General features: G+C 53.4%; 11 protein-coding genes. 7 read left to right on the plus strand and 4 right to left on the minus strand.

Translation table 11 applies throughout. The features are described 5' to 3' along the window. Window positions 1–133 precede the first annotated feature (133 nt). The 4 genes from J2Y43_RS11610 to J2Y43_RS11625 all read left to right on the plus strand — a co-directional run bounded on the left by J2Y43_RS11610 (window position 134) and on the right by J2Y43_RS11625 (window position 8,124). Window positions 134–2,536, plus strand: coding sequence for an ABC transporter permease (locus tag J2Y43_RS11610; protein WP_309982585.1), 2,403 nt, complete (start codon window positions 134–136; stop codon window positions 2,534–2,536). Between the two features lie 115 nt (window positions 2,537–2,651). Then, window positions 2,652–4,037, plus strand: a complete 1,386-nt coding sequence (locus J2Y43_RS11615; RefSeq protein ID WP_309982587.1) for a sulfatase-like hydrolase/transferase — start codon at window positions 2,652–2,654, stop codon at window positions 4,035–4,037. A gap of 133 nt (window positions 4,038–4,170) precedes the next feature. Further along, the gene (locus J2Y43_RS11620; protein ID WP_309982589.1) at window positions 4,171–7,374 is read left to right on the plus strand and encodes a histidine kinase dimerization/phosphoacceptor domain -containing protein; all 3,204 of its coding nucleotides are present in this window, start codon (window positions 4,171–4,173) and stop codon (window positions 7,372–7,374) included. A gap of 6 nt (window positions 7,375–7,380) precedes the next feature. Next, window positions 7,381–8,124, plus strand: a complete 744-nt coding sequence (locus J2Y43_RS11625) for a response regulator (RefSeq protein ID WP_309982591.1) — start codon at window positions 7,381–7,383, stop codon at window positions 8,122–8,124. A gap of 313 nt (window positions 8,125–8,437) precedes the next feature. On the opposite strand, the gene J2Y43_RS11630 is transcribed toward J2Y43_RS11625, so the two are convergent. Continuing rightward, on the minus strand, window positions 8,438–8,704 hold the full coding sequence (locus tag J2Y43_RS11630; protein ID WP_309982593.1) for a hypothetical protein: 267 nt from the start codon (window positions 8,702–8,704) through the stop codon (window positions 8,438–8,440). Between the two features lie 27 nt (window positions 8,705–8,731). Here J2Y43_RS11630 and J2Y43_RS11635 point away from each other — a divergent pair, with 27 nt between their 5' ends. Beyond that, window positions 8,732–9,394, plus strand: coding sequence for a peroxiredoxin (locus J2Y43_RS11635; RefSeq protein WP_309982595.1), 663 nt, complete (start codon window positions 8,732–8,734; stop codon window positions 9,392–9,394). Window positions 9,395–9,494: 100 nt separating this feature from the next. Continuing rightward, window positions 9,495–12,344 carry a T9SS type A sorting domain-containing protein gene (locus tag J2Y43_RS11640; protein ID WP_309982597.1) on the plus strand — a complete coding sequence of 950 codons (2,850 nt, stop codon included), beginning with the start codon at window positions 9,495–9,497 and terminating at the stop codon, window positions 12,342–12,344. A 182-nt stretch (window positions 12,345–12,526) separates the two neighbouring features. Here the strand turns inward: J2Y43_RS11640 and J2Y43_RS11645 are convergent, their stop codons facing one another. From J2Y43_RS11645 to J2Y43_RS11655, 3 genes are all read right to left on the minus strand, one after another. Then, window positions 12,527–13,387, minus strand: a complete 861-nt coding sequence (locus J2Y43_RS11645; protein WP_309982599.1) for a phosphoenolpyruvate hydrolase family protein — start codon at window positions 13,385–13,387, stop codon at window positions 12,527–12,529. A gap of 41 nt (window positions 13,388–13,428) precedes the next feature. Continuing rightward, window positions 13,429–14,661, minus strand: a complete 1,233-nt coding sequence (locus J2Y43_RS11650) for a Tm-1-like ATP-binding domain-containing protein (RefSeq protein WP_309982601.1) — start codon at window positions 14,659–14,661, stop codon at window positions 13,429–13,431. A 112-nt stretch (window positions 14,662–14,773) separates the two neighbouring features. Further along, window positions 14,774–16,033, minus strand: a complete 1,260-nt coding sequence (locus tag J2Y43_RS11655) for an Hsp70 family protein (protein ID WP_309982603.1) — start codon at window positions 16,031–16,033, stop codon at window positions 14,774–14,776. 233 nt (window positions 16,034–16,266) lie between these two features. Here J2Y43_RS11655 and J2Y43_RS11660 point away from each other — a divergent pair, with 233 nt between their 5' ends. Further along, on the plus strand, window positions 16,267–16,392 hold the full coding sequence (locus J2Y43_RS11660; protein WP_309982605.1) for a hypothetical protein: 126 nt from the start codon (window positions 16,267–16,269) through the stop codon (window positions 16,390–16,392). Window positions 16,393–16,522 lie beyond the last annotated feature (130 nt).

Below are 16,522 nucleotides of genomic sequence, written 5' to 3' on the forward strand. Positions count from 1 at the left end.
CGTCCGTTTTCGGACAGGGGTTTTTGGTTAAAGTTTTGATATTCAGTGTGCTATTGAAATGGCATGCATTTATTGCTATTTAACCAAACTGATATTCATTCCGCTGCCCTAGCCGGGCCTAAATACCGACAACATGTTCAAGAATTATCTGAAAATCGCCTTCCGGAACCTGACGAAGCACAAGGCTTTCAGTTTCATTAACATTTCCGGCGTTTCACTGGGGCTGACCTGTTTTTTGCTGCTCGCCTTGTATGTGAAAGATGAGCTGGCATACGACCGTTTTCATGAACATGCCGATCGCATTTACCGGCTGAACCGCACTTTCCTCGCCAACGACGGCACGGAATCGCTGCGGCTCGGGCACGCGGCACCGCCTTTCGGTCCGCTTGTGAAGCAGGATTTTCCGCAGGTAGAAGAGGTCGTTCGCCTGCTGGAAACAGGGGCATTGGTGAAATATGGCGAGAAGCGGTTTTCGGAAGACCAGATGTTTGCCGCCGAGGCGAATATTTTCAAGGTTTTTACATTTAAAATAAACCAGGGCAACCCCGATAAAGCACTCGAAAACCCTTTTTCGATCATGTTTTCCAAGCCAATGGCCGAGAAGTATTTTGGGAATGAAGATCCCGTCGGGAAGGTGGTGCGACTGGACAACCAGTTCGACTACACGGTTACCGGCGTTTTCGAGCCGCTACCTTCGCAATCGCATTTTCATCCCAATTTCCTGGTTTCATTCTCGACCCTGAACGACAATCGTGTGTACGGCGCTGAGGGGCTTCGTACCAACTGGGCCAACAATTCTTTCTCGACATTCCTGCTTTTGCCGAAGCATTACGATGCCCGGAAACTGGCGGCGGCATTTCCCGCATTCCAGAACAAGCACATCGACCCCAAGGCTTCGAAGTATTCTGTGCTCACCCTTACGAAGCTCACCGACATTCACCTGCGCTCTCACCTGGATTCCGAAATCGAGGCGAATGGGGATATTCAGTATGTGTACCTGTTTTCGGCGATTGCGATTTTCATTTTGCTGATCGCCTGTATCAATTATATGAACCTCGCTACGGCCAAATCGGCCACACGCGCGAAGGAAGTGGGTATGCGTAAGGTCATAGGCGCGGTACGGACGCAGCTGGTGAACCAGTTCCTGAGCGAATCGGTGGTACTCGTCGTGATTTCGGTGGTGATAGCCCTTGTGGCCACGGTATTATGCCTGCCATTGTTTAATAATTTTACACAGAAACAGCTTTCCGTTTCGGCGTTGCTCGACCCGGCTTTCCTGGCGATCCTGCTGGGTATTACGATTTTTACGGGGTTGGTAGCGGGTAGTTATCCGGCATTTTTCATGACGGGTTTCCAGCCTATCGCGGTATTGAAAGGTAAGATTGCGTCGGCCCTGAAAAATGGAAAACTGAGGCAGACCCTCGTGGTGGCCCAATTTGCGATCGCCGTCACACTGATCATCAGTACGACGGTCGTTTACAACCAGATGCATTTTATACAGAATTACAAGCTGGGATATGCCAAAGACCAGGTGGTCACATTCAGCATGCCCGATGATTCGACGATTGATGTCGAGGCGATCCGCCAGCGGTTCAAGGAGCATGCGGGCGTGCGGGAGGTGGGGCGTTCGTCGCGCATTCCATCGGGCCGGCTGCTCGATTCGTGGGATGCGTATGTGATGAAAGGCGACTCGATGGCACCTACGCAAATCAGTATCAAGTCGCTTTCCGTGGATGAGGACTTCATTCCGGCTTACCAGATCCAAATGGCGGCAGGGAGGAATTTCTCCCGTCAGTATCCGACCGACCGGACCAACGGGTTTATCCTCAATGCCACCGCCGCCCGCTTGCTGGGCTGGAAAAACCCGGAGGATGCCATTGGTAACCGATTTGGCTATGGCGAAATGCGGGGGCAGATCATCGGCGTCACAACCGATTACCATTTCGAATCATTGCATCAGAAAGTAGCGCCTATCGTGATGTTCTACCAGCCGGGCCACCTCGGGCGCGTATCCGTGCAGGTAGCGGGCAAGGATATCCAGGGCGCGCTTGCGCACCTCGGCTCGGTATGGAGCAACCGTTTTCCGGATGTGCCGTTTCAATATGAATTCCTCGACCAGCGCTTCGGCAAGCTATATGCGCGTGAACAAACCCAGCAGTTGCTGTTCGGCGTTTTCGCGGGCATTGCGATACTCATTTCCTGCATGGGCTTGCTCGGGCTTTCGATGTTCATGGCCGAGCTTCGGACGAAGGAAATCGGTGTCAGAAAGGTGCTGGGCGCCTCGGTACCGAGCATTGTGGGGCTGCTTTCGAAGGATTTTCTCAAACCCGTGCTGGTGGCCATTCTCATTGCCTCGCCCATTGCCTGGTATGGCATGAAAAACTGGTTGCAGGATTTCGCCTATCATACCGACATCCGGTGGTGGGTATTCCTGCTGGCGGGCGCATTGTCCATCGCCATTGCATTGTTCACTGTCAGCTTCCAGAGCATTCGTGCCGCGCTGATGAACCCGGTCAGGAGTTTGAAAAGCGAGTAATATCTTTAATTAATCCGTTCTATTCTATGGATTTGGTGTATTAGCAAACTTTGATCAGCACTCCGGAACGCGTTTACCGGCTGTCTCCGGGGTGTTTACAGCCATATGCCATCTCATGAGACAAATAGGATTAGTCAGTTCATTAGTTTGTATTACACTGCTATTCAGCTTGCTGCCGGCGATTGCACAGCGGAAGGCGGCACCATCCCAGCCGAACATTATCGTGATCCTGACCGACGACATGGGTTACGGCGATATCGGCGCATACGGCGGACGCTTTGTTCCTACGCCGCAAATCGACCGGCTCGCGGCCGGTGGTCTTAAACTCACGCAGTATTATAGCGGTGCGCCCATCTGTTCGCCTTCGCGGGCAAGCATTCTCACGGGTATGCAACCCGGGAAATGGAACTTTACCACGTTTCTGGATACCCAAAAGCATAATAAAGATGCGGAGCAGATCGACTACCTGACACCCGAAGCGCCTTCGATGGCACGTTTTTTCAAGAACGCGGGCTATGCCACCGGGCATTTCGGCAAGTGGCATATGGGCGGCGGGAGAGACGTGACCAATGCGCCCGGATTTGCGCAATATGGCTTCGATGAGCATGCGAGTACCTACGAAAGCCCCGAGCCGGACCCGGCCATTACCGCCACGAACTGGATCTGGTCGGAAAAGGACAGCATTAAAAGATGGGACCGTACAAAATACTTTGTCGACAAAACACTGGATTTCATGAAACGGCACAAAGGCCAGCCGTGCTTCATAAACCTCTGGCCCGACGATGTGCATACGCCCTGGGTACCGAAAGTGGAAACCGAATATACCGGCAAATTCCCGATGAACCCGCAGGAAGAAGCGGCGTTTAAAAGGGTACTCCAAGAATATGACGTACAAATCGGCCGCCTGCTCGACGGCCTGAAAGCGCTGGGCCTGGCTGAGAATACGATCATTATTTTCACCAGCGACAACGGTGCGCTGCCTACTTTCGGAGGCACCCGAAGCGGAGGCCTCCGGGGATCGAAGCTTTCGCTGTACGAAGGCGGCATTCGGATGCCTTTCATCGTTAGCTGGCCCGGACATATTCCGGCCAATAAAACCGACGACCGCTCGGAACTGCACGCTACCGACCTTTTGCCTACATTATCCAAACTCGCAGGGGTGAAAATTCCTGAAAACTATCACGGTGACGGCGTCGACCGGTCGGGGATCCTGCTGGGCAAGCCGTCGCTCAGGAAAAGGGAAATGTTTTGGGAATACGGACGAAACGATATTGCCTACAACTACCCGAAAGGCAACGACCGGAGTCCGCGTCTCGCCGTGCGCTCGGGCGAATGGAAGCTGCTGATGGATGCCGACGGTAGCAAGACCGAACTATACAACATTGTGAAGGATCCTGCCGAAACGATCAATCTTGAAGCAACGGAAGCGAAGATCACGAAAGAACTGAGCGGGAAGCTGGTTGCCTGGTGGCAATCGCTGCCGAAACTGAATGCGCATTAGCCGGTTTACATCGCCGCCCGCTCGATATCCAGAGAATAGCTGCCACCGACGTCAACAAAGAGTGCAGCTGCCCCGAACCGGTAATTTGTGAAAAATCGGCTATCTTGCCGCATTCACGTCAAAGTAGTTGTCATTGGCAGATCGTCGGGTATGGAAACCTGCTCCGTGCCGTTTCCGCATCATATGGTTTTTGTTGCTTTTCCCGAATGCGCTGACAGTATTCGGGAAAACCGATTCCATTCGTACCAGTTTGGAATACACCATTACCAAACGATTGCTTTCCGTTGAAAACGGGTTTGCCTCACATGAGGTGTTCTGCGGGGTGCAGGATTCGTCGGGCTTCCTGTGGTTCGGGACCCGCAATGGGCTCAACCGTTTCGACGGAAGTAAGTGCCTGCTTTTTAACCGGCAGCGGAATGGACTTCAGGAAAACAAAGTGGTGCAGCTGGCCGTCGATGATGCCGACCGCCTTTTTATCCAATACGGCAGCGCCGGGTTTCAGCTGACCACCGTCGGGAAAATAGACGTGATGGATGCCACGACGCAGAAGGTAAAGACACTCACCGCCGCATTTCCCAATCTGCCTTTTAAGGAAAAGGACGTCTACTGGATCGCGAATGACGGTACTGGCGAAATCAGCTTCCTGACCGCCTCGCCGTTCCGGTACTGGCGGTATTCTTCCAAAAGAGGTTTCAGGCTGATGCTGGAAATGAAAGGGTGGGTGAGGCAGGACTCCTTGCTCGACTACCGCACCACCGGGCCGGTGAATACTTTCATGAAAGGAACCGCGCATTTGAAGCTGAACAACCAGCAGTTGCAATATGTGGTGAAAGCCAATAAGGTGAGCTCATTCATGCAGCATGATGTCCTGCGTTCACTGCCCATCGCCTTGACGAGCCAGGACGAGCTGCTGATCACCTACAATACCGCGACGGACGTCAATCACTTCTTCGTGGATAAACTCACTAGCGAGGGGCAACTTGTGCCGGCTCAAAATCTGGAACAATATGGTCTGGATGGAGTAAAGGGCCGGTATTGGTACCAGGTGCGGCCGGCTACCGACGGGCAGGCTACGGCATTTTACATTGCCACCGACGCGCTGTATCTCTGGAATAAGCACGCATTTCTGAAAATTACCGGTAAATCGGAGTTGAAGGGGTTTGAAAACCTGTTCATCTACCAGCTTTTTCCCGACAAACTCGGTAATCTATGGCTTTGCACATCATCCGGAGTGATGCAGCTGACCATTAAAAAGAACCGTTTCACACCCTATTTCTCGACCAGCCAGCAGACAATGGAACGGAATGGTCAGGCGCGCGGCATCCTCGCGGACGGGCGCGGCGGTGTGATCGCGAACGTGTGGGGTCATACATTCATACAGGAGGGCCAGCGCGTGCAGGGGTTCAGTCATAATTTTATCAACTACGGCCTCGCCTGGCATGGCGGCGCGCTCTATACCGGCGGCTTCGCATTGTCGCGATTCAACGAAACACTAAAAAGGTTCGTCGGTTTCCCAATGCCGCCGCCTTCGGAGATATGGTCGCTCTACTCGCTGAACGACAGCCTTCTGCTGCTGGGGTGTATCAATGGGTTTTCGATTTTCAATGCCGCGGCGAACCGGTTGGAGTCTCTGCCGTCGACAGGCGACCCGGAGGCGAGGTTTGTGTACCGGTTTTTGAAAGGTCGCCACGGTAGAGTGTGGGCTGTGGCCGAAAACGGGTTGTACCAGCTCACGGGCGATCCCGCGCGGGGCCGGGCATGGCAAATGGTCAGGCTGAAATCGCCGTTCCTGAATGCATTGAGCCTGCTCGACGCCTGGCAGGATGCCGATGGCGCGTGGTGGCTTGCGACGAACGGGGAGGGACTTTACCGCTGGGATCCCGCGACTAACCGTTCGAGGCAGTTCAATATTACGGCGGGGTTTCCGTCGGATGTGCTCTACCGCATCGAGCCGGATGGGTTCGGTAACCTCTGGATCAGTTCCGATTACGGGTTACTTCGTTTCAATCGCAAGGATTTCGCCATTAATACGTACACCACCACCGACGGCATTTCGCACAACGAGTTCAACCGGACGTCGTCATTCAAAGCGGCCGATGGCAAGTTGTATTTCGGCGGACTCAACGGGGTAGTCGGTTTTGACCCGCGCGAGTTTAGAACCGATACTTCACAGCTGAGTGTGCCGTTGCGGATTATCGCATTCAACCAGTTTGTGGGTTCAGCTAACGGGCTGGTCAACAAAACCGCCGATTTGCTTCGTAACGCCCGGATCGTACTCGAACCCGACGATAAATTCTTTACCCTGGATTTCCAGTTGCTGGATTTTACCAAAGACGAGGGCCATCGGTACACCGGCCATCGATATGCGTATCAGATCGAGGGGTTTGACCGCAACTGGGTTTTCATTAATGAAAATTCAGTACGGATCAGCGGGCTACCCTACGGTGATTTTGTGCTGCGGATCAAGGCGCAGAACCGCGAAGGGGCCTGGAACAAGGCGGAGCTGAGCATTCCGTTGGAAGTTTTAAAGCCCGTCTACCTCCAATGGTATTTTGTGTTGATCGTCGCGCTGTTGGTAGTGCTGTTGATTTACCTGTTTGTTCGGCTCAGGATCAGGCAACTCGCGCGGGAGAAGGATAGGTTGGAAGCGACTGTGAATGAGCGGACTATTCAATTGAAACAATCGCTGTCGGAGCAAACGGCATTGCTTTTGGAAAAGGATGTGTTGATGAAGGAAATCCATCACCGCGTGAAGAACAACTTGCAGGTGATTTCGGGGCTGCTGGAATTGCAGGGCAAGAGCCTTACCGACGATGCGGCGCGCGAAGCATTGCAGGAAGGCCGGAACCGGGTACGGAGCATTGCATTGATCCATCAGAACCTATACCAGTTCGAAAACCTCAGCAGCATTGACCTGAAACGCTTCATAGAGGATTTGTGCAGGCAGGTGCAGAGTGTATTTCAAAGGGAAAAAAAGGTTTCGCTGGCCGTGGATGTGCCGGATGTGCACCTGGATATCGATTCTGCGGTGCCGTTGGGGTTAATTTTGAACGAATTGCTGTCAAATTCGTTTAAATATGCATTCAAAGATGTATCCGAAGGTGAAATAAGGGTTACGGTGCGTGTTGTTTCGGAAGGGCGGTTCCGCCTGGTGTATTCCGACAACGGCCCCGGCCTCCCGGCAAGCTTCGATCTGAAACGTGCCACGACGCTCGGTTTACAGCTCGTCAGCGATCTCGGCAGGCAAATAGGAGGGCGCGTGCATTATCAGACACTCCATGGAGCCGTGTTTACCGTCGATTTCACCAATCGCGAAGTGCGTAAAAATCAAGACTAAACCCTGATGGCAGAACTGAAAATAGGTATTGTGGAAGACGAGCTGGTGATCGCGCGTACGATCGTAGGCACGCTCGAAGAGCTGGGCTACAACCATTGTGGTCCGGCGCTAAGCTACACCGAGGCCCTCGAAATGCTCGAAACCGAGAAGCCGGACCTACTTTTACTCGACATCCAACTTGCCGGCCGGAAGGATGGGTTCGATGTGGCCGAGCGGCTGAATGAAACCTACAAGCTGCCGTTTATTTTCCTGACCGCCAATAGTGATTTTGAAACCATCGATCGCGCCAAGAAGGTGAAACCCCATGCGTATATTGTAAAACCGTTTACCAAAGAAGAGCTCTACGCCGCGATCGAAATCGCATTTCATAATTTCACAGGGACACAAACCGCTGCCAAAGCCGAAAAGCGAATCGCTTCCGTCCCGAGAAACTTCCTTTTTGTAAAGGATGGCTACGTATTCCGAAAGGTATTCTTCGACGAACTCCATTACCTGGAAAGCGAAGCCAACTACGTCCTCCTCCACCTTTCATCCCAAAAGAAAATAATGGTCCGCTCCACCATCAGCGACTTCATGGACCAGCTCGAACCAGGGCGGTTCATCCGTATCCACCGGCGCTTTGTCGTGAATTCGCATTTTATCGAGGACGTTTTTCCGAACGAACTCTCCCTCCAAGGCGAAAAGCTCCCGATCGGGAAGTCGTACCGGGGGGAGGTTTTGAGGGCGTTGGGAATTGTGGGGGAGGGGTAGAGGTTGTTTGACCGCCGACGATGGACCGCCGCCGACCGACCACTGACGGCCGTTTCTTAGACTGTTCCCAGTTTGGAGCGGAACTTGTTCATTTTTGCGAATAATTCCTCCGAACGGCTATATAACAGGGTAAAATCGTGGATTGAAATGTAGTTTCTTTTAAGTGAAAGGTGGAGGCAATTAACGCATTCCGCCAGTGAACGAATAGAATATCCTCAGCGGTCGGTTGTCAACGGCCAAAATCACCGGCCCCTCTTCCCAAACCTCCCCACATTCATCCCACCACATGGACGTTCGTCCCTTTTTTTTGCCTCTATGCCTGCTGAGGGGCATTTTTGGCGGTGTTATGGGCTTGCTCGATCTCGACAAAATTATTATTAAACGAACCGTGCTGGGAATCCGCTGCCTGATTTGCGGCGGGAATCTGGTCGTTTCTCCGAAACTGAGCCTGGCCGGTCGCCTGGCGAAGATCGTGTCGCTCGGAAGGCTCAAACCCGAATGCTACGAATGCGAGACCTGTCGTAAACGCTACACGCTTTTCTGACGGGCCGCCCGCATTCTCCTGAACAACCGCAATCATCTATTAACCTTTTAATCGCTCCATACCATGAGTTTGAGAATCAACGACATCGCTCCGGATTTCCAGGCCGACACTACCCAGGGTTCCATCCAGTTTCACGATTGGATAGGCGACGGCTGGGCTATCCTTTTTTCACACCCGAAAGACTTTACGCCCGTGTGTACGACCGAGCTCGGGTACATGGCCAGGCTCGCGCCCGAATTCGCGCAGCGCAACTGTAAGGTGATCGGCCTGAGTGTAGACCCGGTAGATAGCCATTTGAAATGGGAAAAGGATATTGAAGAAACGCAAGGGTATCCTGTGAACTATCCGATGATCGGCGACCCGAATCTGGCTATCGCGAAGCTATACGATATGCTTCCGGCCGAAGAATCGGGTACTTCCGAAGGCCGCACCGCTGCAACAAACCAGACCGTTCGCTCGGTGTTCATTGTCGGTCCCGATAAGAAGATCAAGCTGAACCTTACGTACCCGATGACAACCGGGCGCAATTTCGACGAAATCCTCCGCGTCCTCGACTCCATGCAACTTACCGCCCGGCATAAAGTGGCCACGCCGGTGAACTGGCAGGACGGCGACGAGGTGATTATCGTTCCCACGGTGTCCGACGCCGAGGCAAAAGAGAAATACCCCGACGGCTGGAAGACTGTGAAGCCATATTTGAGGTACGTAGCGCAGCCTGGGAAGTGAGTTTTTGGACCGCCGACGACCGACGGCCGACCGCCAATGCTTCTTGCCAATCGGCTGTCGGTGGTCAGCTGTCGGCCGTCATTTATTTAAATCAACAAGAATGAAATCAACTATACTAAACCTATTACTGATCCTGCATGCGGCGAATGCATTCGCGCAAACGCAATGGAACGGCAGCACGGACTCCGATTGGACTAATCCGGCGAATTGGTCGGCCGGGGTACCGGATGCGAATGACGATGTGCGGATTCCGGCTGGCGGGATAAGCCCTATTATTGGGAGCGGAGTGAATGCGGCCGCTCGCTCGGTGCAGGTAGAGTCCGATGCCTGGCTGACGATCAGTTCGGAAGCCGTGCTGACAATCAGCGCAAATGCGGCCTACACCACGCCATTCGCTTTTACGGCAGGTGTTAATAATGATGGGAAAATTGATAATAATGGTACGCTCGTTGCTGGTACTACCAATGCGGGAGATTTCGGGATTATCAATCAAAAAACATTCAACAATAATGCGACCGGCATCGTGCGGATCGACGGTTCGGCCAATACTGCATTGTACAATGCAGCCGGCACATGGACGAATGCGAACAAGCTGATCATCGGACAGAATGCATCCGTAGGCCTGCACGGCATTTGGAATGATGCTATTTTTAATAACAATGCAGGTGCCGAAATCGCGATCGGTAACAGCACATTGAGGGCGTTGGTCAACAATGCCGATGAATCCAAATCTATACACGCAACCTTCAATAATGCCGCGGCCATCAATATAGGGGCTGCGGCTGATGCGGGTACCGTGGGAATCCGTAACCTGGCTACCTTTTATAACAATGCGGGCGGGAGCGTGAAGATCGACCGGACGACCGATATCGGATTATACAACGCAGCGGGCATATTTACCAATGCGGGTGCCATCGTAGTCGGCGGAAAAACCAGCCCCGGGACGCACGGTGTCGTCAACGAGGGCGTGTTCGAACAGGAAGGAGGAGCGAGTCTGTGGATCGACCGGGCTACGGGCTCTTCATTATACCATGCTGCCGGAACGTTTAATAATGCTTCGCAGCTCTGGATCGGCATCAGTTTTTCCGGGGGAGCGACCGGTATCGAAAGCCGGGCGGCATTCACCAACAATCCGGGAGGCCAGATCGAGATCGCCCGCACAACCGACGTGGGTTTGTACCACATTGCCGGTACTTTCACCAACAACAGCAACATTCTCCTTGGCAACAGCAACGACATCGGGCAATATGGTTTGAGAAATACCGGAGAATTTAAAAACAATGCCGGGGCGAATATTTATATCGATAAATCCTCTGTCGCAGGCTTGTTACAAACGAATGCGGATGCACCAGCGCCCGGTGCGAATTTCACCAATGCCGGAAATTTGAAAATAGGATCGCTTTCCGGGGTGGGTGTCGATGGCCTCGAAAATCAGGGTTCATTTACAAACACCGGGAAAATCACGATCGACCGCGCTACCGGTATCTTGTTGAAAACGCCATCCGGTATATTTACGAACGAGGCGGAAATCACAATCGGCGGTGCTGTTACACTCGTCGGCCCTGAAATTTTGGCGACTTACGGCATGGTAAACCGCTCCACCTTTACTAACCACGGCGCCGGCCACATCCGTATCGATCGTTCGAAAGATACCGGGCTTTATCATTCGGCAGGCACGTTCATTAACGACGCGAAACTGACGATCGGAGCCAATACTTCACCCGGGATCAATGGTATTTTCAACGAAGCGGCCTTTAACAATGAAGACAACGGCGATATCCGCATTGACGGATCGACGATCGCGGCCATCAGGAATTTTCAGAACACATTCACCAATGCCGGAAATATCACTACGGGAGCTATCAGTTATACCGGCGACTTCGGTATCCGCAACCAGGCGACGTTCCTGAATAATACAGGTGGTACCGTCAATCTCGAATGGTCGCACGACGGCATCCGCTCCGAGGGCGTTTTTGAAAATGGGGGTACCGTGAAGATCGGAGGACCAGGCAAAATAACGCTTCTGCTGACGCGCCAGGGCGGCTCGTTCAACAACAACACCGGCGGCGTTTTCAGGGGGACCGGCACCATTAATCCGTCATCACTCACCAGTAATGGTGGTACATTATCGCCAGGATATTCGCCCGGCAAGCTCACATTCAGTAACAGCCACAATTTCACCAACAGTATTATGGCTATCGAAGTGAATGGCGTGAGCGCGGCAGGTACCGATTATGATCAGGTTGCCGTGACGGGTGTGGCTACACTGGGTGGCACGCTGGCGGTAACAATTAACTACACGCCGGTCATCGGGGATGAAATCACGATCGTCGGTGCCACGTCCGTATTGGGTACATTCAGCTCGGTGACGGGGCTGGGGCCCGGCTGGAAGGTCCTTTACGAATCGAATGTAGTGAAGCTGCATTTCGACGATCCGATGCCCGTAACACTTGTGTCTTTCAATGCCCGCATTGAAAACACGATCGTAAAACTCGAATGGCGCACCACCTCGGAGACCGACAACGCCGGTTTCTACGTCGAGCGTAGCGCGGATGCATTCCATTGGAGCGATATTGGTTTCGTGGATGGCAATGCTACCACTTCGGTCGTGAAGGACTACACATTCCGCGACGAAAAGCCGCTCGCCGGCCGGAGCTACTACCGCCTGCGACAAACCGATTTCGATGGTACCAACGAACGCTCGCGCGTGGCAGCAATACGCTTTGGCGGTCCGGAGCATTCGGTCACCGTTTGGGCCGACGCCTCCCATCAGCTGCACATCCGATCGAGTGAAGCGGTTGAACGGGTGACGGTTTATGATCTTTCGGGGCGTATTATGAAGACTTCAAAAGCATCAATCCTAAATCTCTCTGAGGCAGCGAGTGGGATAGTGCTTGTCCGGGTGAGCACCAGCGGCGGCACGGTGGTGAAGAAGGTTATGTTGTATTGATCGCGTCAGAAGGGTCATCGTTCAGATGATCTGGGGACGTAGACAATGGGCCATTGACGATAGACCATAGACCATAGACCATGGGCCATAGACCATGAAGGTGTGTTACAATCAAGTAACAAACCATGGTCCATGGTCTATCGTCTATGGTCTATTGCAATACCGTTCAATACCGCCAGCCGCTATCCCAACGTCAACCGTTTAAAGTCCCGCGTGAGCTCGGTAAGCGACTGCTCTACGCCCATGCGTTCGAGCGATGAGGCGCCTACGAAGCCGTGAATGTCGCTTTTCGAGAGTACTTCGCGGACGTCGGCGGGGGTATTCACGGGGCCGCCGTGTGCGAGTACAAATACATTGGGATTCACTTCCCGTGCGGCGTCACCGATGCGCTGCGTGCGTTCAATGGCTTCGTCCATGCTGCAAGTGGCATCTACCACGCCGATAGAACCTCCCACGGTGGTGCCAACATGTGCAATAATGGCATCCGCACCTACCTCGGCCATCTGACGCGCCTCTTCCGGCGTAGCCACGTACACGATCGAGAACAGATCCATCATTGTCGCCAGTCTGACCATTTCCACTTCTTTGGCAAAACCCATCCCGGTTTCTTCCAGCACCTGCCTGAAATGCCCGTCCACAATGCTGTGGGTAGGGAAATTATTGACGCCGGAAAAGCCCATTTCCTTCACTTTCAGCAAATGGTGCCACATTCTGCGGCGGGGATCGGAGCCGTGTACGCCGCAGATCACCGGTATTTCTTCCACCACGGGCAACACCTCGAACTCACCGATTTCCATTGCCACTGCGTTGGCATCGCCATAGGCCATCAAACCGGCCGTAGAGCCGTGCCCGGCCATCCGGAAGCGCCCCGAGTTGTAGATGATAATCAGGTCGGCGCCGCCTTTTTCGATGAATTTGGCACTGATACCGGTGCCGGCACCGGCTGCGATAATGGCTTTGCCCTGATCTATCGTCGCTTGCAGGCGGTCTCTTACTTCCTGTTTCGTATAAGGATTTCCCTTACCTGTCCATGGATTAGGCATGTTCTTGTTTCGGTTGTTAAGTGATTGGATTGATTATTTTTTTACTGCTGTTTCTTCTGCATTAACCCGAGCAATGTTTTCACCAGCAAATGTGCGAATGCCGGATCGTTGATATGCGTATCGGCCTCGGTTACAGATACGTTGCCGGATACATGGGCGCGGATTGCCGCAAACAATGCCTCGTCGGCCGCCGGGTTATGGAATATGCCGCCTTCCGAAGCGACCTGCGAAATTCCCTTCAACGGTAACACCACTGCCGCGGGAACCGGAGAACGGCTTACCTTGCGCGCGAGGCGTTCGCCCAGGATCGCATTCTCACGCTCGTCCGTACGCATGAGCGTTACGTCGGGCGCCCAGCTGTACAGGTGCCTGCCCGCGAATGCGTGCGGGATGGTGTCGGGGTGCGCGAAATTCACCATATCCATACAGCCTGGAACTACCACTTGTGGAATACCCATCTCTGCGGCGGCAGTGAGCCTTTCCGGGCCTGCGCTGCAAATACCGCCGCAGAGATCGTCGGCCAGTTCGGTGGTGGTAATATCGAGTACGGCGTCGAAACAGCCCTCGCGGATCAGCGATTCCATCGTTTTGCCGCCTACACCGGTTGCGTGGAAAGCCAGTACTTCATAACCGGCAAGGGTGAGGAGCTCAGTGCATTTGTCGACGCAGGCCGTCGTGTTCCCGAACATGCTGATGGCAATGCTGCGCGCCTTTGCCGGGTGATCGGCGGTGTCGATATTGGCCATTGCGCAAACGGCCGCTGCGGCCTGGGCGACCAATTGCCTTAAAATATGGTTCATGCCGGCCACGTCCACCACGGATGGGATCAGCGTAATATCTTTATCACCGATTTGCCGGGAAAGGTCTTTTGTGGCCAATGTAGTCAGGCAAACCTTCGGTACTCCGAAAGGAATGCCCTGCATCGCAGAAAGAGCAATGTAAGTGCCGCCCCCGCCGCCCATGCCTACAACAGCCTTGATTTTTCCTTCATGATAAAGCTGTGAAACCAGCCTCGAAGCACCACGTCCCATGATGTCGATCGCTTTGCCCCGGTCGCGGTCGCGACGGAGGCCGGTAATATCGTAACCGGCCGCGGCGGCAACGGCAGCGGCCTCAAAATCGACGGGGAATGCGCTGGTAGTGCCAAAAACGCCCGTGTTGACGGTTATCACCGTTTCGCCCTGAGCGGCAATGCATTCCCGCAGGTAGGAGAATACATCGCCCTTGGTATCGAAACAGCCGAGTATTAAGATGCTTCTATCTGAAATGGACATAGTGCAAGTATAACCAGATATCAGTATCCGAAGCAAACGATACCAGCAAAGAGATTGCGGCGAGCCGCGTAAGCGGTACGTGTAAGATGACCGGCAAAGAGTCTAACTCTGCTTAGGAAAACCGGCTCCTTGCATCGTAAGCGAGGCCCAGTCCGACACTCGAAAGTTTGTTCTCCTCCGACCATTCGGCGGCAGGGAACAGCTCGCGGAAACGTTCCTGGATCAGCGGAATTTCAGTAGAGCCGCCCGTCATAATCACCAGGCCGATCGCCTCCGGCGCGATCGCTGCGCTTTGCAGGCATTGTTTGGCCGCGTCGATAATTCGTTGCGTCTTGGTACCTATGGCCTCGTTGAACACATCACGCTCGACATTGATCTGCAAATTTTCGTCGATAAACGGTAGGGAAGCCATGTATGCTTCGTTTTGCGTGAGGCCGATCTTGATATTTTCGGTTTCAGCCAGTACCGCGTGGCCGCTTTCCTGTTCGAGGACGCTGATCAGCCTCCCGTATTTTTCAGGCGAATGGGTCTCGCGGAGCAGCTGCTTGGCCTGGAAGATCGTCCGGTTGGTGTACAGGAAGTTAACCTTGCTCCATTCCGAAAGATCGAAATAATGATAGGAAGGGACTTCCAGGTTCTTGGCGCCGTAAGTAGTGCGGAAGCCCAGCTCGGGCATCATGCGGGCGAGGCTGAGGTCCTTGTCAAAGTCGTTCCCGCCGAGGCGCACGCCGGTATTCGCAAGGATATCGCCGCTGCGGTCGTGTTTGCGGGCATTGTCTTTGGAAAGACGGATAATGGTGAAATCGGAAGTTCCGCCGCCGAGGTCGACCACCATGGCTAACTTTTCGCCCGTTATACGTGCCTCGTGCGCAAATGCGGCCGCAATGGGTTCAAACTGGAAGCCCACATGCTCGAAGCCCAGGCTTTTGGCGATTGCTTTCAGCTCGTTTTCGGCCCGTTCGTCGGCGGCAGGATCGTTGTCTATGAAATGCACCGGCCGGCCCATCACGACGTGTTTCAGTTCGGTGCCGCAATCGGCCTCCGCCTTTTTCTTCATCTGGTCCAGGAAGGCGGCAACGATCTGGTCGAACTTCATCAGTTCGCCATTCACCATCGTGCCCTGGCGCATGGCGGGTGTTCCCAGCACGCGTTTCAGGCTTCGCATCAGCCTGCCCGGATGACGGCCCAGGAAGCGTTCCATCGCTGCCCGTCCGAAGAATGCCTCGTTATCTTTCCGCGCAAAAAACATCGCGCTGGGGATTGTTTTATGGTCGTTTTCTACCGGAATCAGGAAAACGTCGTCTTGGTTTGCTATTGCGAGGCTGGAATTGGAAGTGCCGAAATCGATGCCGCAGAAAACAGGAGTTGTCATTGTTTTGGAAAATTGGGCGCGCAATTTCTCACTATTTGCCCGGCAATGCAAATGCGGTATGAAAGCAATGCGCAGTAACAGAGGGTTAGAATACTTCATTTTTGAGAAACACCTCTCATTTTGATAAACAAAACACGCGTGTAAATGGCTCAATATCAGTTTGCCATAGTCCTATGGCTCGCCTGGTGCGGCGTTGGTGAGAAATCCTGTATTTAAATCCCGCAAAAATAAAGATGATGGTTTCACAAGCATTGTTTCCATACCAACTTCCCGGCACTCCAAACGCGAGAGAAGCTATTTTCTTCGGTCCGGCCGACGATGCCGACGACGAAGAAGAGGATTGCGAAGGGGAGCATTAACGATACCTCAGGGCGAGCGAACTTGTGATGTAGGTCACGCAATGGTCTGCGCTGAGCAGGGTTCCTTTGTATTGTCAAAACGCAGTGATGGATTGACAGCCAATACATTGATAACCCTTTTAAATGCAGT

Origin of the sequence: Dyadobacter sp. BE31 (assembly GCF_031457695.1) — a bacterium.
Taxonomy (GTDB): Bacteria; Bacteroidota; Bacteroidia; order Cytophagales; family Spirosomataceae; genus Dyadobacter.